The organism is Chryseobacterium sp. G0201, from assembly GCF_003815655.1.
Taxonomy (GTDB): domain Bacteria; phylum Bacteroidota; class Bacteroidia; order Flavobacteriales; family Weeksellaceae; genus Chryseobacterium.
On sequence record NZ_CP033917.1, the window covers coordinates 2,254,773 to 2,272,382 of the forward strand.

Genomic DNA, 17,610 nt, shown 5'->3' on the forward strand with positions numbered 1-17,610 from the left:
TTAATCTCAAAAAATGATTGTAAGACAGCGTACGAATTGGTTGAAAATGTTGTTCATATGGAAAGGTTCTGTATTGAAGAAAATTATTGTTCAGCTTGTTCTTATTACGTTGTTTTCTTTAGCTGTTTATCTTTTTAAGGGAAAAATTTACGATTATAAAGTTCATCTTAATCCTACGATTTTTACGTTAATTGGGTTGGCTTTAGCCATTTTTATGGGTTTCTGTAATTCCGCAAGCTACGATCGTTATTGGGAGGGCAGAAAACTGTGGGGACTTTTAGTTATTGAAACAAGGTCGCTGACAAGACAGATCTTTTCATTAATCAATGATAATTTGCCCAAAGCTAAAGAGGAAAAACAAAAAATTGTAAAAATGATCTCAGCGTTTTGCTGGTCATTAAATTATCAATTAAGAGATAAATCTGGAACAGAGCATCTTTCGAGATTGCTTTCTCCTGAGCAGGTTAAACAATTGGTAGGCAAAAAATTTATTCCAAGTATTATTTTAGGGTTTATTGCTGATTGGCTGAACGAGCAAAATAAAAAAGGAAATATCGACACGATCGTTTTGACTTCATTAGATCATCAGCTGAATCAGTTTTCCAGTATTTCTGGTGGCTGCGAGAGAATTTATAATACGCCTTTGCCTTTTGCTTACAGCGTTTTACTGCACAGAACTGTTTATTTGTACTGCTTTTGGCTGCCTTTTGGATTGGTCGACAGTCTGGGCTGGATGATGCCTTTGATAGTATTGCTGATCAGTTATACCTTCATTGCTTTAGATGCTATTATTCAGGAAATTGCGGAACCTTTTGGTGAGGAAGAAAATGATCTTGCTTTGAACAGTATCTGCCGAACGATTGAGTTTTCTATTTTCGAACAGGCGGAAATTCCGCAAGGTGAATTGAAGAAACCGGATTCTTATTTTGTAGATTAATTTTCGTGAGTTAATGAGACTCTCAACGCAAGAAGTCCTGTGATCCCTTGTAGATCTTCCACTTTTAAAAATTCTATATCTGACTCAAGAATTCCTTTTTTCTGAAGTTTAGAAATATAATCCAGATATTCTTTCTGATTTTCCATTCCGAAATACACGATCGTTATTTTTCCGGGACAGGTAATTCTTTCCGTTGAATCTTTTACATGAGCTTTATCAAGACGTTTTTTGATGATCTCATAGTAAGAATTGTAGGCTCCATCTACATCAAAACGCTTTTCATCCATTCTGAAACGGATGTCAATTTTTTCGTTATAAACAAAGATCAATGAAGCAATATCTAAAGAAATTGGCAGGTCTTTTTTAAAATTTTGAAAATTCTGTTCCATTTTACAGATGGTTTTCAGTTGCCAATATCTCAGTTGATGAACAACTTTCGACGAATATTGAAGATCGGGAGCTATATTATGGCCTGTAAAAAGATTATGTTCAACACCGTCAGATTTAAATCTTTCATAATAATGCGGGAAAATTTGTTGAGCTTTTACCTGATTTTCATCTAAAACATCCGCTAGTTTTCTGTTGACCAAAGTGATAGAATCATCCAAACTTTTTCTGTTGGCATAAAATAGATCATTTTGAGTAAAAACCTGCATAAAATAATCTTTGATCTTCGTTTTGATTTCTCCGCTTGACTGTACTTCCAGTTTTCCCTGCAAATAAGGATGAATTTCTTCTCTCAATAACCTTTGGAGACGTTGTTCTGTGTCTGCTTTGATTTCGTTGTTTAATTCATTCTCAAAAATATCTAAAGCCAATAAATATTTCTCTGAATCAGAATTAATTAATGAAAAAATATCATGTAGACCATCGATTTGCTGATTAAGATCTTCAAGCATTAAATTAAAACGTTTTTCCGAAGACGAACGAATATCCGAAAAACCAAAAAGTGGTGTAAGATTTTTAAATGAAATCTGTTTTAGAGTGTATATTTTTTTACCCAAAGAAGCGTTAAAATATTTTTCAGCTTCATTTCTGAATTTCCATACAACACTATCGTGGATGGAAGTGTATTCTCGCTGAATGATAGCTTCGATCTGATAATTTTTCTCAAAACTGAATCGGTTGATTGAGAAAAGAATCATATCAGTAAAAAATTCCAATTTTTTGAGCTTTAATCCGTTGAAACTATTAGCATGGGGAGAAGTAAATTCCATAATTGCTAATAATTCGTTATCTTTCATGATAGGAATTACCATGAAACTGTTGATATTATTATCTTTTAGAATGCTAAAAGAAGCTATTCTTTTTACTTCCTCATCCAGCTTATCAACATTTGAAACAACGATTGCTTTAGAATTATGATTTAAATTATCGAACGTATTTTTCCTGGTTTCTTCATCAAATGAATTGATCCAGAAATCTAAAATATGATTGGTGAAAAAGTTTTCATAGATTGGAAGTTTTTCAAGACTCTTATCTTTTTTATTGAAAAGCATTAACCCAAAATTCAGTTCCGGAACATCAAAGTAAGACTTAAAGATTTCAGTTAAATTTTCATCCGGATTCAAATTTTCAGGGTCGATCTGTATCATGCTTGATTTCAGATCTGATAGTGCTACTTCCGATGTACAATCTACAAGTGAAATAATAGTAAAACCTTTTAATAACCAAGATTGCGACGGAAAGTGTTTTTTCCAAAGTTTAAAGTCATCAATATTCTCTAAAAGCATATCAATAACTTCATCTGTCGGGATCGTCGCGTTCTCCGTAGGAAAAAGTTCGGTAAAATCAGAATTCACTGTAATTTTATAATGCTTCATGATTCCCAGTTTATTGGGAATGTCATAATAAAACGGAAAAGTACTTTTTATATCTTTTTTGAAATAACTCTGTAAAATTAGACAGCAGCAGAATACATAAAACTCATCGTCATCGATATTTCTAAGCTCTATTTCAAAATCTTTTCCAGCATCTTTAAGTATATTTTTAAACCTTTCGGTATAATTAAACGTGATATTTGAGAGTGGAATACTTGCGGCTTTTATCTCATTATTCGTTAAACCTGTCGGGAATAAATCTGCCAATAAAAGTCTGATTAGATCTTCATTCTTGTCTAATAATGAAATGTCCTGAAAACCTTCTCTTAGCTCTTGGAAGTTCTTGGTTTTTTCAATTAAAGATTCAGCATAATTGACACGGTATTCTAATCTGTCGTTATATCGGATATGCTCAAGAACATCCAAATATTTTTTGAATGATATAAAAACCTGAAAGGGAGCATCTTTTTTGTAAAGATTTGACAAAGCTGAAATTTAAAGTAAAGTTATGAAAAAAGCACAACTTGAAGGTTGTGCTTTTTATTTTTTATGTTGATTCTTATAATCCGAACTGTCTTGCAAACAGATCCGGGAAGATTCCTAACATAATAATTGAAGCGATAATGAAAACTGCAACGATATTATAAGTTAGGGTAACTTTTTCTGATGTTTTAAATGTTGTTTCTTTAAAGAAGAACATGGCAACAATTAATCTAAGGTAAAAAGCAATTGAAATAGCAGAACCTAAAACGGCTACCAATACTAAGAAAGCTGCTCCGTTCATTGCTTGAGAGAATAATGCAAATTTACCCATGAAACCTGCTGTTAAAGGAACTCCCGCCATTGAAAGCAAAGAGATTGCTGCAACCGTTGCCAATAAAGGTTCAGATTTTGCCAATCCTTTGAAAGCTCCGAAAGAAGTTTCTCTCTTCAATTTTTCTACCCAGATCAAGCACATAAATACTCCTACAGTAGATAATGAATAAGCAAATAAATAGAATGCTAAATTATATGTAGAAAGGCTCGTCATTCCGAAGAACACCAAACCGATGTATCCTGCGTGAGAAACTGATGAATACGCCAGCATTCTCTTTGCATTGGTCTGTGCAAGACCCATTGCGTTCGCTAAGAATAAGGTGATGATTAAGAATACTCCAAATACATTGATCCAGTCATGAGTAACACCTGCAAAACCAATCGTCATCAATCTGAATAATGCGTAGAATCCTGAGATTTTAACAACACTTGCCATGAAAGCAGTAATTAATGATGGTGAACCTGAATAAACATCAGGACTCCACATGTGGAAAGGAGCTAATGCAACTTTAAATGCCATTGCACAAAGCATCAATAGAACTCCTAAAATGAACATTACATTTTTAGGATTCTGTGTTCCGAAATCATGAATTTTATATAAATCGAAAGTTCCTGTACTTCCATAAATAAACGCAATACCAAACAAGAGGAATCCTGTTGCAAATGCACCCATTAGGAAATATTTGATAGAAGCTTCGTTTGATCTTAGATCAGTTTTGTTGGCACCTGCCATTACATATAAAGGAATGGAAAGAATCTCTACTCCTAAGAATAATGTCACCAAGTTTTGGAAACCGAAAAGGGTAATTCCTCCACAAAGAGCAAATAACATCAATGCATACAATTCTGACTGGTGGCTTCTGTGATTGCTGAATGCAAAACCTCCCAGAAAGAATAATAATAAAGTAGTTACAATTGATATTTTGGTGAATAAAGCCGTATTTGCAGTATAGTCATACATGTGTCTGTACTTTTCGAAAAAAGCAAGTTCTGGCATGAAGCTTACATACAATGCGATGATTAATCCAAAAATCCCAATGTATCTTGCGAATTTTCCCTGTTCGAAAACTCCTGAAAATAACGCAACAATTGCCGTTAGGAAAACAATAATTAAAACACTCATAATATAGATTTGAGATTTGAGAACTGAGCATTAGAATAAAAATAGCTTCTAAATTTCATACTCTCTCTTAATTTTTTAATTTTTAAATCTTTAATTTCTTAATTAGCCATAGCTGTGTAGATAAACTTCACTGAGCTACTTACCATTGTAATTACCGGTTGTGGGAACACTCCTAGTAAGATCACAAACACTGCGATACTTGCCAATACAGAAAATTCTACTGCAGATAGATCTTTTGCTGTGCTTAATACGGCATCATTTCCTTCTCCGAACATTGCTTTTCCGTAGAATCTCAATAAGTAAACAGCACAAAGAATTACCGTAAGACCAGCGATCACTGCTGCTAATCCGTTAAAATCATATACCGATTTCAACAAGATAAATTCTCCGATGAATCCGTTCGTTAATGGAACTCCCATTGAACCTAATACAATGATCAAGAATAATACAGCAAACTTAGGAGCCACTTTCGCTAAACCTCCCATTTGTCTGATATCTCTTGATTTAAATCTTTTATATAAAATATCACAACAGTAGAATAAACCAACCACGTTGATACCGTGGGCAAAAGTTTGTACCAAAGCTCCTTCAGCACCTTCGATTGTGAATGATCCTCTTAAAGTAACTACTGCAGAAGCAAAAATACCTGCTACCATCAATCCAACGTGAGAGAAAGAAGAATACGCAATGATTCTCTTCATATCCGTCTGGATGATTGCAATTAATGCTCCGTGAACAATTCCTACGATCGCCAAAATGATTACAATTTGTCCTGAAATTCCGGCAATCGGAATTGGAGTAATTGGTAATAAATAACGAAGAACTCCATACACCGCCATCTTTAGCATAATACCAGATAACAACATCGATCCCTGAGTAGGAGAGTAGGTATAGGTATCAGGCTGCCAAGTATGGAAAGGGAATACCGGTAATTTCACCGCAAAAGCAAAGAAAATAAACCAGAATACCACAGTCTGCTGCGTTTCGTTAAGTGAAGCGTTGTATAGATCTGTTAATGCAAATGATGCAGAATGATTGTAAACATAAATCAATCCTACCAACATGAATAAAGATCCAACGAATGTATAGACAAAGAATTTCGTAGTGAATTCCAATCTTTTATTTTCCTGTCCCCAAAGTCCGGCAATAAACCATATTGGGATCAAAGTAACTTCCCAGAAAATGTAGAATAGTAAACCATCCAACGAGGTGAAAACTCCTACCAATCCGAACTGCATAAGCAAGATCAAACCATAGAAAGAGTTTCTGTAACTCACATTTTCATTAAATGAAGATAAAATGATAATCGGCGTTAAGATGTTGGTCAATAATAAAAGCAACAAGCTCATCCCGTCAATTCCGAAATGAAGAGAGCTTTTAATAAATTGTGACCAAGGATAATTGATCTCGTGCTGTAATACGCTGTCTACCGTAGGATTAAAATCGAAATCCGCTGCGATGTAAAACGTAATAAGCATTTGCACCAATGCAATTCCTAATGCTAAATATTTGCTGGATTTGTCTTTCCAGGCAAAAACCAGTCCCGAACCTACTAGAGGTAATAGTAATAATGTTAATAATAAACCAGACATTATTGTAATATAAAGTTAACAATCAGTATAATTCCCACAGCTAAAGACATGATAAGGATGTATGTCTCAACGTTTCCGTTTTGGATACGTTTCATAGATCTACCGCTGTCTTCAGCGCCTTCGCCCACAAAGTCAACGAAACGATCCAGTATTCCCTTATCAAACATCTTTCCTCCACGTCCTAATCCTTCAACAGTTTTTACAATCAATGCATTGTAAAGTTCGTCTACATATAGTTTTTTAGCAGAAAGCTTTTCCCATCCGGTGTAGTTCTCTTCAGCAAGAGCCATTTTCTTCTTATTTACATAAGTATTTTTCACGATGAACCAAACAGCGAAGAACATTAATATTGTTGCTCCAAGAAGGATCATTTCAGTATTAAATGGAACTCCTGAAAGGGTATTTTCCATTTGTTTGAAACTTTCCTCGGTAAGAACAGGTTTAAGCCATTCCATTAGTTTAGCATAATGACCGTGTCCGATGAAGTGAGGAAGGTTAATTAATCCACCCAATACAGAAAGAATAGCCAATACGATCAATGGTAATGTCATACTTGTCGGGCTTTCGTGTAAATGATGTTTTTGATCTTCTGTACCTCTGAATTCTCCGTGGAAAGTCAGATAATACAGTCTGAACATATAGGTTGCAGTGATTGCTGCTAAAATGAATAACATTACCCAGTAAATAGGGTTTTTAGCATAAGCAGCCACTAAAATTTCGTCTTTAGAAATCATCCCCGATAATAAAGGGAATCCTGAAATTGCCAATGTTCCGATAAGGAATGTAGCGTGAGTAATAGGAATATACTTTTTAAGACCTCCCATGAAACGCATATCCTGCTCGTTGCTCATCGCGTGAATTACAGAACCTGCTCCTAAGAATAACAATGCTTTGAAGAAAGCGTGCGTCATTACGTGGAACATTGCTGTTGTATAAGCTCCTAAACCTAAAGCGATGAACATGAAACCAAGTTGTGAAACTGTAGAATAGGCCAATACTTTTTTGATGTCGTTTTGACGAAGAGCATAGAAACCCGCTAAAGCAGCGGTTAAGAATCCAATTAATAAGATTCCGTCCTGAACGGTTGGTGCTAACGTAAATAAGAAGTTTGATCTTACTACTAAATAAATACCTGCCGTAACCATTGTTGCTGCGTGAATCAATGCTGATACAGGCGTTGGACCTGCCATTGCGTCCGGTAACCAAGTATATAAAGGAACCTGAGCCGACTTACCGGTTGCACCAATAAATAAACTCGCCGTAATAAAGATAATTACAGATCCGTCTAATTCAAATTTTCCAGCGTTTTGAGCTACAGTAAGGTAATCTACTGCATTCGTTTGAGCAGCGATCATAAAGATACCGATCAATAATGCCAAGTCACCAATTCTGTTCATGATGAAAGCTTTTCTTGCCGCTTTACCATATTCTTCGTTGGTATACCAGAATCCGATCAATAAATAAGAACACAATCCTACACCTTCCCATCCGATGAATAAGATCAGGTAGTTGCTTCCCATTACTAATAATAACATTGAGAAGATAAATAGATTTAAATAAGTAAAAAACTTATAGAAACCTTTATCATGACTCATATATCCGATAGAGTACAGGTGAATCAAAGAACCAATTCCTGTGATAACCATAATCATCATTAATGATAATTGATCGATCTGGAAACCGAAATTGATCTGAACTCCATTTACTCTAAACCATTCAAAAGCTTTTACAATTACAGGCTGGCTTTCAGAATCGAAATTCATGAAAAGGCTTACCGCAATACAGAAAGATCCGAAAACGGCAATCGTAGCCAAGCTTCCAACAACTATTTTTGGAAGATTTTTCCCGAATAAACCGTTAATAAGAAAACCTAAAAGTGGTAAAAGTACTATTGCATACACTAAATTTTCCATTCTTATCCTCTTAATTTATTAAATATACTTACATCTACAGAACGGGTATTTCTATATAGCATAGCAATAATTGCCAAACCTACTGCTACTTCCGCAGCAGCCACCACCATAATGAAGAAAACTAAAAGTTGCCCGTCTCCATTCCCTTTGTAGGCTGAAAATGCAGCCAGTAAAAGGTTTGTAGAATTCAGCATAAGCTCAACACAACCCAAAATAACAATAGCGTTTTTTCTCAACAATACTCCTAAAACTCCCAAACAGAACAATACTGAAGAAAGAATTATGAAATACTCTAAAGGGACGCTTTGTATAAATGTATTTACTTCTCCCATAATTTTATAAATCTTTTTTACCGATTAATACCGCACCTACAATACCTGCTAAAATAAGGATCGAAGCAAGCTCAAACGGCAAAACATATTCATTGAACAAAAGTCTACCCAGATTTTTAGTAAGACCAACACCTTTGTCTACATTTTCAACAACGATGTGGTTGTCCTGTACTCCTCTGAATACGCCTAAAACCCCAATTAATAAAAGACCGGCCGTAAAAACTCCAACAAACTTTAAACTATTGCTCTTCTTACTTTCGTCTTCTTTATTAAGGTTAAGCATCATCAGTATATAAAGGAATAACACCATGATCGCTCCGGCATATACTATGATCTGAATAATTGCTAAGAACTGTGCATTCAAAAGAATGTACATTCCGGCAATTGAAAACATTGTGACAATTAATGACAAAATAGCATATAAAGGATTTCTTGCAAACACAAAATAAACTGCACTAGCCACTGCTAAAAACGCCACCAAGAAAAATAAAAACTGATCCATTATTTTACCGCATTTTTTTGTTTCTCGGATTGTCTTGTAGTGATGTCAATCCTTTCATTTATTTTTTCAACCAACTTATCTTTTCCGTAGATGAAAGAGCCTCTGTTGGTTTCCACATCAACCAATCTGTCTGTAAGATAGATCGCAGATTTCGGACAAGCTTCCTCGCACATACCACAAAAGATACATCTTAGCATATTGATTTCATATACTGAAGCATATTTTTCTTCTCTGTAAAGGCCTTTTTCCTCTTTAGTTCTTTCAGCGGAAGTCATGGTAATTGCTTCTGCAGGGCATGCCACGGCACAAAGCCCACAAGCTGTACATCTTTCTCTGCCTTCCTCGTCTCTTTTCAAAACGTGCTGACCTCTCCAGATGGTAGTTCTAGGTTTTTGTACTTCCGGATACGAATAAACTGCGGGTGCACCTTTTACAACGGTTCTTACAGCATGCTTAAATGTAATCCCCATACCTTTGAAAATCGCCGGTAGGTAGATTTTCTCAGCTAGGGTCATTTCTTTGTTAGAAACAACTTTTGATCTGTTAGTAAGTTTCATTTATTTTATTTTTTTTAGGCTGAATTTTTATTCAGCGTTAAAAATATATTCTTATCTATTTCTTAGTTTGCAAATGCTAAAATTACAGCACCCGTAATAATTAAGTTCACTAATGCCATCGGAATTAAAGTTTTCCAACCCAAGTGCATTAATTGGTCATATCTAAATCTTGGAAGCGTCCATCTGATCCACATAAAGATCAAGATTCCGATTACCGTTTTAGTTAAGAATGCTACAACACTCAAGATTCCTGCAGTGTTTTCACCCCAATGCTGAGTTACCCATTCGATTCCCGGATAGTTGTAACCACCGAAGAAAAGAACAACCATGAAAGCATTTGAAATAAACATGTTTACATATTCACCGAACATGTACAATCCTAACTTCATTGATGAATATTCTGTAGAATATCCTGTTACCAATTCAGATTCACATTCAGGTAAATCGAAAGGGTGTCTGTTTGTTTCTGCCAAAGCAGCTACGAAGAAGACAAGGAAGGCAATCGGCTGATAGAAAATATTCCAGTTCATACCGGAAACCCAAGGAATTACTCCCCAAAGTTTTCCTGTAGTCTGACTTTCTGTAATTTCTTTTAAGTCTAAACTTCCTGTCATCATAATGATAGAAAGTAAAGCTAATCCCATCGCTAATTCATAAGAAATCATCTGAGAAGAAGCACGGATAGCACCTAATAATGAATATTTGTTATTCGAAGCCCAACCTCCGATCATAATTCCGTAAACACCAATAGAAGCCATTCCGATGATAAAAAGTACCCCAACATCAATGTTGGCAACCTGTAGATCAAAAGAAGTACCTCCAATATTTAAACTTTTACCCCAAGGAATAACCGCTCCTGTGATCAATGAAATAAACATTACCAAAGCAGGTCCTAATACAAATAGGAATCTTTCTGCATTGGCAGGCGTAAAGTCTTCTTTAAAGAAAAACTTTCCACCATCTGCAAGAGGCTGTAGTAATCCGAAAGGTCCGGCTCTGTTGGGACCTATTCTGTCTTGCATAATAGAGGCAACTTTTCTTTCTGCCCAAGTAGAGTAGGCTGCTATCGTTAATGATAACAAGAAAAGTGCTAGTACAAGTATAAGTTTAAATGTAAGTAAATCCATTTTTATTTTTATAGATGTTAGATAGTAGAAGTTAGAAATTAGATTAAATCTGTTCCTGAAATCTGTAATCTTATTAAAATTTATTTTTCGTCTTTTTCACTGATTTCCTTAGCCATCGGATTGTCTAAAACTCTTAGCTCATCTTTAGGCTTTTCATAATGATTCAGTGAAATAACAGAATGTCTGTCGATATGTCTAGGTCCTTCAATATTCCAGTCGCTTAGGCTTTTTCTTTCGAAACGACATGTATCGCAGATGAATTCTTCAACTTCTCCCCACTGATCTTTTCTTGCAGTAACTCTTAAAACTTCGTCACCTTTCATCCAAACAGTAGCTTTTCCTGAACATTTATCACATTTACAAGTTGCATTCATTGGTTTTGTGAACCAAACTCTGCTTGCAAAACGAGATGTTCTGTCTGTTAATGCTCCAACCGGGCAAACATCAATAATGTTTCCGATGAAGTCGTTATCTAAAGCTTTATTTAAATAAGTAGAAATTTCTGCGTGATCTCCTCTGAAAAGAATTCCATGCTCTCTTGTTTCTGTTAATTGATTTGCTGTCAATACACATCTTGCACAAAGAATACAACGGTTCATATTCAACTTAATATTCGGACCAAGATCGTCTGCTTCGTAAGTATTTCTTTCAAATTCAGTTCTCGTACTTTCAACACCGTGCTCATAGCCAAGATCCTGAAGACTACATTCTCCTGCCTGATCACAAACAGGGCAATCCAACGGGTGATTGACCAATAAAAATTCGGTAACTGCTTTTCTACCTTCCTGAGCTTTATCAGAAGAAAGATTTTTCACTTCCATACCGTCCATTACGTTAGTTCTGCAACTAGCAACTAATTTTGGCATAGGGCGGGGATCTGCTTCCGATCCTTTCGAAACTTCTACTAAGCAAGTTCTACATCTTCCTCCACTGGTTTCCAATTTGCTGTAGTAGCACATTGCAGGAGGTACAGATTTTCCACCGATCTGTCTTGCGGCTTCCAGAATAGAAGTACCAGGCAAAACTTCAGTAGTTTGTCCGTCTATAGTTATTTTGAATTTTTTAACTTCTTCGCTCATATCATATGCTTTAAGCTTTCTGCATTAAGCAATAGGCTTTGTTATTTATTTTTCTTTGTATTAAATGTATATCCGATTCCTGCCAGAACCTGTCCGAAAACAAAATCCTGTTGTGCTTTATCAGGCTTATTATTTAATGTAGTTTTGATATCCCACATATTAACATAACCGGCTTTTCCTTCTACTCTGATCATCCAGTTTTTCCAGAAAACTAAGTTTAAACTGGATCTGATATCAGTTCCCATACCTGCAACGTGAAAACGGTCACTTCTTTCATTTCCGAAAAGCTTTACATTACTTTTAGGAAACATTACTCCGATTCCGGCTCCATAAGACCATACTAAATCTATATTTTTTTTATGAATAAGATTTTTGTATTTCTCAAGACCTAAATTTTCATAATTAAGTCCATCCGTATGTTCAAAAGTAAGAAACTGTGAATCAGATAAATCTACCTGTCCGTTCTGTACCATTCCTGCATACTGAGGATCTGAAATATGTCCTTTAAAATCTACTGTCTGGTTCTGATCCATCACATATTTCATATGATCTATCCCGAGTACCAATGCTAAATTATCTTTAATAAAATATCCCAGCCTAAAATTATATTGTGTAACGGTAAACCAACTTGGATCAAAATAAACAATTCCAAATTTTGTAGGTCTGTCCTGTGCTGATACATTATTCAATTGAAAATCGTATCCGTTTCCTTGAAAATGAATGTCAGAATTACTATAAGCAGCTCTGTTCCAACCATAAAAAACGAAAAACTGACCTTTCTTACTTAATGGATTAGGCTTCTGTTTCTTTTCAACTTTATCAACAGGTGCTACCTCCAGTTTATATTCTTTCTCTAATGTATCTTTTTTAACCTGCGCAAAAGCAAGTCCCGACATCATTAATCCAACAGCTAATAACTTCTTCATTTTAATTTGACTAAGCATTTTTTTCAACGGCAGGAATTGGATCTGCGTAGTTTGCCAGTCCGTAATTTTGTGTCTGAGACAATTCCGGATTTTTCACATGCCATTCAAACTCGTCTCTAAAATGACGAATTGCTGCTGCAACAGGCCAAGCCGCTGCATCACCTAATGGACAGATCGTATTTCCTTCGATTTTTCTCTGAATATCCCAAAGTAGATCGATATCTTCCATTTTTCCTTCTCCTTTTTCAATCTTCTTTAAGATCTTATGCATCCATCCCGTTCCTTCACGGCAAGGTGTACATTGTCCACAACTTTCGTGGTGATAAAATCTCGCCAATGTCATGGTATGTTCTACGATACACTGGTCTTCATCTAAAACGATGAAACCTCCTGAACCCATCATTGTTCCGGTAGCAAATCCACCATCAGCTAATGATTCATAGTTCATATATCTTGGTTCTCCGTTTACGGTTCTTAATAATAAATTAGCAGGAACAATCGGAACTGAGCTTCCTCCAGGGATACAAGCTTTTAACTTTTTCCCATCTTTAATACCACCGCAATATTCATCAGAATAAATGAATTCTTCAACCGTAATGGTCATATCGATTTCATACACTCCTGGTTTGTTGATGTTTCCACAAGCAGAAATTAATTTTGTACCTGTAGATCTTCCAACACCGATTTTAGCGTATTCAGCTCCTGTAATATCAATAATTGGAACGATTGCCGCGATAGATTCAACGTTATTTACAACCGTTGGTCTTTCCCAAAGTCCTTTTACAGCCGGGAATGGCGGTTTTAATCTTGGGTTTCCTCTTTTACCTTCAAGAGATTCAAGCAATGCTGTTTCTTCACCACAGATATAAGCTCCACCACCTCTTTGAACATAAATTTCGCAATCGAAACCAGTTCCCATGATGTTTTTACCTAAAAATCCTGCAGCTTTAGCTTCTTCAATAGCTTCTTCTAAAATATCCGGAATCCAAGAATATTCTCCACGGATGTAGATATAAGAAACATTTGAACCTAAACAGTAAGAAGAAATCAACATTCCTTCGATCAATAAATGAGGAAGAAATTCCATCAAATATCTGTCTTTGAAAGTTCCCGGTTCAGATTCATCGGCATTTACTACCAAGTGTCTTGGAACTCCTTCCGGTTTTGCCAGAAAGCTCCATTTCATCCCTGTTGGGAATCCTGCTCCACCACGTCCACGAAGTCCGGAAGCTTTTACTTCTTCCAAAATCTCGTCCGGTGTCATTTTCAAGGCTTTTTCAGCTGCTCCGTAACCTCCCTGTTTGCGGTAGGTTTCGAAATAGCGAATACCTTCTATATGTGCATCCTTAAGTAAAAGTTTTTTACTCATCGTATATTTATAATTAATCTAAAGCAACTTGCCCCTGTCTGCAAAGATCAAGGATTTCGTCTACTTTTTCTATCGTTAAATTTTCATGAAAGAATTTCCCTAACTGCAGCATTGGTGCATATCCACAAGCACCAAGACATTCAGCCGGCTTTAATGTGAACATTCCGTCTTCTGTAGTTTCTCCGTCCTTAATGTTCAGTTTAGTTCTGATATGGTCTAGGATTTTTTCGCTTCCGCAAACCATACAAGGTCCCGTTCTACAAACTTCCAAGACATATTTTCCAACCGGTTTCATATTGAACATGGTATAAAAAGTAGCTACTTCATATACTTCAATTGGCTTAATACTTAATAATTCAGCAACATAATCCATCACAGGAACGTCTAACCATCCTCCGAATTCTTTCTGTGCTAAGTGCAGAACAGGAAGAAGAGCAGATTTTTGTCTACCTTCAGGATATCTTGCGATAATTTTATGTACCTGTGCTAAACTTTCCGGTTTAAAAGCTATTGTTTCGCTCATTTTTTATCTCTAATTAAAGACTAAAGAACAATGAAAAAAGATTCTAAAGTTCGATATTCTAAATTCGTTTTATATAAGGTGATGAAAGTCTTTTTTCTTTCATCTTTTTTCTAATATCTAAATTATGCGTCTAATTCTCCCGCAATAATATTCATACTACACATCGTAACGATCGCATCTGAAATTACAGAACCTGTGATCATCTCTGGATACGCCTGATAGTAGATAAAACATGGTCTTCTGAAGTGCAGTCTGTAAGGACTTCTTCCACCATCACTCACTAGATAGAATCCTAATTCTCCGTTTCCACCTTCTACAGCGTGATAAACTTCACCTTTAGGAACATCAGTTTCTCCCATTACAATTTTGAAATGGTAAATCAATGCCTCCATTTTGCTGTAAACGTCTGCCTTTTCAGGTAAATAGAAATCAGGAACATCCGCGTGGAATGGTCCTTCAGGAAGGTTATCGTATGCTTGATTGATAATTTTAAGAGATTCCCAGATTTCCTGCTGACGAACCATGAAACGGTCGTAAGTATCACCAGAAGTTCCTACCGGAATGATAAAGTCGAAATCTTCATAAGAAGAATAAGGTTGTGCAACTCTTACGTCATAATCTACACCTGCTGCACGTAAATTCGGACCAGTGAAACCATAGCTTAATGCTCTTTCGGCAGAGATTGCTCCTGCGCCAATGGTTCTGTCCATAAAGATTCGGTTTCTTTCTAATAACTGACCGAACTCTGCAAATCTTGCAGGGAAAGTTTTTAAGAAATCTTTCAGCAACTCATGGAATTTTGGAGTGAAATCTCTTTCAAAACCTCCTATTCTTCCCATATTTGTTGTCATTCTTGCTCCACAGATCTGCTCATACATATCATAAATACGTTCTCTTTCGATGAACATATACGTAAGACCTGTAATTGCTCCTGCATCCATCCCGGTTACACCGTTACAGATAAGGTGATCACCGATTCTTGCTAATTCCATTAAAATTACACGCATATAATCTACACGCTTAGGAACTTTAACGCCAATTAGCTTCTCAACTGTCATGTGCCAACCTAAATTGTTGATTGGTGCAGAACAGTAATTCATACGGTCGGTAAGGGTAGTGATCTGAGCATAATTTCTTCTTTCAGAAATTTTCTCAAACGCTCTGTGGATATATCCCACTGTCTGCTCTGCGTGAAGGATTCTCTCTCCGTCCATCGTTAAGACATTCTGGAAAATCCCGTGAGTAGCAGGGTGGGTAGGTCCTAAATTGAGGGTATATAACTGACCGTCAATTTGCTCCTTACTTTCGTGTTGGTTAAGTATATTAGATAATGAGTTATCTTTCATAATATTTGCTTTTAGCTATTTGCTTTTGGCTATTGGCTAACTGCCATTCGCCAGAAGCTATATTATCTTCCGAACATGCTATCGTTCTTGTCTGTTCTTGTGCCATCCTCAAGACGATATTCCTTCAACATTGGGTGGTATCCAAGATCTTCCATATTTAAAATAGCTCTAAGATCCGGATGTCCTTTAAATTTAATTCCGTAGAAATCAAAAGTTTCTCTTTCCATCCAGTTGGCTCCTGCAAATAATTCTACAAGAGAATCAACTTCAATATTTTCTCTAGACATAAAAATCTTAAGACGGATTCTGAAGTTGGCCATCATATTATGCAAGTGATAAACAACTCCTATTTCTTTCTCCGGAAATTCTGGGTAATGGATTCCACAAATATCTGTAAGGAAATTAAATTCCAGCGATGAATCTCTAAGATAATGAATGATCTTTTTGATATCATCTTTCTTTACTTCAACAGTCAGCATTCCGTAAGGCTCTGAACTTGAAATTACAGACTCCGGAAATTCTCTTGTGATTGCTTCTAGTACAAATTCGTTCGTCATTTCCGTTTAGTTGCTAATGTTGTAAGAGTCTAACAATTTTTGGTATTCAGGCATATCTCTTCTTCTGATGCTTTCGCTTTCTGCCAAAGCCTGAACCTGCATTACACCTTCGATGATCTGCTCCGGTCTTGGCGGGCATCCGGGAACGTAAACGTCAACCGGAATAATTTTATCGATTCCCTGTAAAACAGAGTATGTGTCAAAAATACCACCGCTGGAAGCACAAGCTCCAACAGCAACTACCCATTTTGGCTCAGCCATCTGAGTATACACTTCTTTTAGGACGGGTCCTAATTTTTTAGATATCGTTCCGCAAACCATCAACATATCTGCCTGTCTTGGTGAGAAAGAGTTTCTTTCCATACCAAATCTTGAAGCATCATAAGTAGGGTTCAGGGTAGCCATAAACTCGATACCACAACAAGAGGTTGCAAAGGGTAAAGGCCAAAGAGAGAACTTTCTAGCCATCCCGATTACACTGCTCAGTTTCGTTGCGAAAAAGCCTTCTCCTTCAAATCCTTCGGGAGCAGGTGCATCTGTTCTTATTACTGGTTTGTTATCTGACATTTTGTAGTGATTTTAGATTTTAAATTAGATTCTAAATTGTTGTTAATGTTAACTTTAATTCAAAATCATCATCTAAAATTTTTAATTTTTAATTTAAAATTTTTATTTATCCCAATCTAGCGCACCGCGCTTCCAAACGTAGAAAAAAGCTACGAAGAAGATCGCTACGAATGTAAGTACAGCCAGGAATCCTTCAAAACCGAATTCTCTGAAGTTTACAGCATATGGATAAAAAAATACGATTTCTATATCGAATAGTACGAATAATACCGCAGTCAAGAAATACTTGATCGAAAACGGTGTTCTGGCATTTCCTTCTACAGGAACTCCACATTCCCAGCTCTGGTTTTTAACAGAATTTCCTTTTTTCTGTTGTGGACCAAGAAAGTGTGCACCAAGCAATGAAACTGCTACGAAAGCAACCGCAACACCGGCTTGGATAAGGATTGGAATATAACTTTCAGGTAAATTCATTTTTGCATTATTATCTCAATTTGCAAATTTACAGAATAAACAAGAAAGCA

The 17,610-nt window shown here is 36.1% G+C and carries 17 protein-coding genes; 1 reads left to right on the forward strand and 16 read right to left on the reverse strand.

The window, feature by feature from the left end:
- Positions 1–13 precede the first annotated feature (13 nt).
- Positions 14–937 carry a bestrophin family protein gene (locus EG348_RS10190; RefSeq protein WP_123983006.1) on the forward strand — a complete coding sequence of 308 codons (924 nt, stop codon included), beginning with the start codon at positions 14–16 and terminating at the stop codon, positions 935–937.
- Here EG348_RS10190 and EG348_RS10195 read toward each other — a convergent pair.
- The 16 genes from EG348_RS10195 to EG348_RS10270 form a co-directional block, all read right to left on the reverse strand.
- Entirely contained in the window at positions 934–3,243 is a 2,310-nt protein-coding gene (locus EG348_RS10195) for a GAF domain-containing protein (RefSeq protein WP_123983008.1), read from the reverse strand. The genes EG348_RS10190 and EG348_RS10195 overlap by 4 nt on opposite strands.
- Before the next feature lie 73 nt (positions 3,244–3,316).
- Positions 3,317–4,696 (reverse strand): NADH-quinone oxidoreductase subunit N, encoded by a 1,380-nt coding sequence (locus EG348_RS10200; protein WP_123983010.1) that lies wholly within the window; start codon positions 4,694–4,696, stop codon positions 3,317–3,319.
- A 98-nt stretch (positions 4,697–4,794) separates the two neighbouring features.
- Complete coding sequence (locus EG348_RS10205; protein WP_123983012.1) at positions 4,795–6,288, reverse strand: NuoM family protein; 1,494 nt, start codon at positions 6,286–6,288, stop codon at positions 4,795–4,797.
- On the reverse strand, positions 6,288–8,201 hold the full coding sequence (gene nuoL / locus EG348_RS10210) for an NADH-quinone oxidoreductase subunit L (RefSeq protein ID WP_123983014.1): 1,914 nt from the start codon (positions 8,199–8,201) through the stop codon (positions 6,288–6,290). Before nuoL ends, EG348_RS10205 begins: the two co-directional genes overlap by 1 nt.
- 2 nt (positions 8,202–8,203) lie before the next feature.
- A complete protein-coding gene (gene nuoK / locus EG348_RS10215; protein WP_123983016.1) occupies positions 8,204–8,533 on the reverse strand; it encodes an NADH-quinone oxidoreductase subunit NuoK in 330 nt (109 codons plus the stop codon).
- A 4-nt stretch (positions 8,534–8,537) separates the two neighbouring features.
- A complete protein-coding gene (locus EG348_RS10220) occupies positions 8,538–9,035 on the reverse strand; it encodes an NADH-quinone oxidoreductase subunit J (protein WP_123983018.1) in 498 nt (165 codons plus the stop codon).
- Entirely contained in the window at positions 9,035–9,592 is a 558-nt protein-coding gene (locus tag EG348_RS10225; protein ID WP_123983020.1) for a NuoI/complex I 23 kDa subunit family protein, read from the reverse strand. Before EG348_RS10225 ends, EG348_RS10220 begins: the two co-directional genes overlap by 1 nt.
- Positions 9,593–9,654: 62 nt before the next feature.
- Complete coding sequence (nuoH, locus tag EG348_RS10230) at positions 9,655–10,719, reverse strand: NADH-quinone oxidoreductase subunit NuoH (RefSeq protein ID WP_123983022.1); 1,065 nt, start codon at positions 10,717–10,719, stop codon at positions 9,655–9,657.
- Positions 10,720–10,799: 80 nt separating this feature from the next.
- Positions 10,800–11,798 carry a 2Fe-2S iron-sulfur cluster-binding protein gene (locus EG348_RS10235; protein WP_123983024.1) on the reverse strand — a complete coding sequence of 333 codons (999 nt, stop codon included), beginning with the start codon at positions 11,796–11,798 and terminating at the stop codon, positions 10,800–10,802.
- A 41-nt stretch (positions 11,799–11,839) separates the two neighbouring features.
- Complete coding sequence (locus tag EG348_RS10240; RefSeq protein ID WP_123983026.1) at positions 11,840–12,724, reverse strand: hypothetical protein; 885 nt, start codon at positions 12,722–12,724, stop codon at positions 11,840–11,842.
- 10 nt (positions 12,725–12,734) lie between these two features.
- Entirely contained in the window at positions 12,735–14,093 is a 1,359-nt protein-coding gene (nuoF, locus tag EG348_RS10245) for an NADH-quinone oxidoreductase subunit NuoF (RefSeq protein WP_123983028.1), read from the reverse strand.
- Between the two features lie 13 nt (positions 14,094–14,106).
- On the reverse strand, positions 14,107–14,616 hold the full coding sequence (gene nuoE, locus EG348_RS10250; RefSeq protein WP_123983030.1) for a complex I 24 kDa subunit family protein: 510 nt from the start codon (positions 14,614–14,616) through the stop codon (positions 14,107–14,109).
- A gap of 122 nt (positions 14,617–14,738) precedes the next feature.
- Positions 14,739–15,962 (reverse strand): NADH-quinone oxidoreductase subunit D, encoded by a 1,224-nt coding sequence (locus EG348_RS10255; protein ID WP_123983032.1) that lies wholly within the window; start codon positions 15,960–15,962, stop codon positions 14,739–14,741.
- 62 nt (positions 15,963–16,024) lie between these two features.
- A complete protein-coding gene (locus EG348_RS10260) occupies positions 16,025–16,519 on the reverse strand; it encodes an NADH-quinone oxidoreductase subunit C (RefSeq protein ID WP_123983034.1) in 495 nt (164 codons plus the stop codon).
- A 6-nt stretch (positions 16,520–16,525) separates the two neighbouring features.
- Positions 16,526–17,086, reverse strand: a complete 561-nt coding sequence (locus EG348_RS10265; protein WP_047397471.1) for an NADH-quinone oxidoreductase subunit B — start codon at positions 17,084–17,086, stop codon at positions 16,526–16,528.
- A 102-nt stretch (positions 17,087–17,188) separates the two neighbouring features.
- Positions 17,189–17,560 (reverse strand): NADH-quinone oxidoreductase subunit A, encoded by a 372-nt coding sequence (locus EG348_RS10270; protein WP_123983035.1) that lies wholly within the window; start codon positions 17,558–17,560, stop codon positions 17,189–17,191.
- Positions 17,561–17,610: the final 50 nt, after the last annotated feature.

Bases quoted from the DNA above. Each gene is read 5' to 3' on its own strand.
- EG348_RS10190 (WP_123983006.1), top strand. From the start codon at position 14: ATGATTGTAAGACAGCGTACGAATTGGTTGAAAATGTTGTTCATATGG.
- EG348_RS10200 (WP_123983010.1), bottom strand. From the start codon at position 4,696: ATGAGTGTTTTAATTATTGTTTTCCTAACGGCAATTGTTGCGTTATTT.
- EG348_RS10205 (WP_123983012.1), bottom strand. From the start codon at position 6,288: ATGTCTGGTTTATTATTAACATTATTACTATTACCTCTAGTAGGTTCG.
- nuoL (WP_123983014.1), bottom strand. From the start codon at position 8,201: ATGGAAAATTTAGTGTATGCAATAGTACTTTTACCACTTTTAGGTTTT.
- nuoK (WP_123983016.1), bottom strand. From the start codon at position 8,533: ATGGGAGAAGTAAATACATTTATACAAAGCGTCCCTTTAGAGTATTTC.
- EG348_RS10220 (WP_123983018.1), bottom strand. From the start codon at position 9,035: ATGGATCAGTTTTTATTTTTCTTGGTGGCGTTTTTAGCAGTGGCTAGT.
- EG348_RS10225 (WP_123983020.1), bottom strand. From the start codon at position 9,592: ATGAAACTTACTAACAGATCAAAAGTTGTTTCTAACAAAGAAATGACC.
- nuoH (WP_123983022.1), bottom strand. From the start codon at position 10,719: ATGGATTTACTTACATTTAAACTTATACTTGTACTAGCACTTTTCTTG.
- EG348_RS10235 (WP_123983024.1), bottom strand. From the start codon at position 11,798: ATGAGCGAAGAAGTTAAAAAATTCAAAATAACTATAGACGGACAAACT.
- EG348_RS10240 (WP_123983026.1), bottom strand. From the start codon at position 12,724: ATGAAGAAGTTATTAGCTGTTGGATTAATGATGTCGGGACTTGCTTTT.
- nuoF (WP_123983028.1), bottom strand. From the start codon at position 14,093: ATGAGTAAAAAACTTTTACTTAAGGATGCACATATAGAAGGTATTCGC.
- nuoE (WP_123983030.1), bottom strand. From the start codon at position 14,616: ATGAGCGAAACAATAGCTTTTAAACCGGAAAGTTTAGCACAGGTACAT.
- EG348_RS10255 (WP_123983032.1), bottom strand. From the start codon at position 15,962: ATGAAAGATAACTCATTATCTAATATACTTAACCAACACGAAAGTAAG.
- EG348_RS10260 (WP_123983034.1), bottom strand. From the start codon at position 16,519: ATGACGAACGAATTTGTACTAGAAGCAATCACAAGAGAATTTCCGGAG.
- EG348_RS10265 (WP_047397471.1), bottom strand. From the start codon at position 17,086: ATGTCAGATAACAAACCAGTAATAAGAACAGATGCACCTGCTCCCGAA.
- EG348_RS10270 (WP_123983035.1), bottom strand. From the start codon at position 17,560: ATGAATTTACCTGAAAGTTATATTCCAATCCTTATCCAAGCCGGTGTT.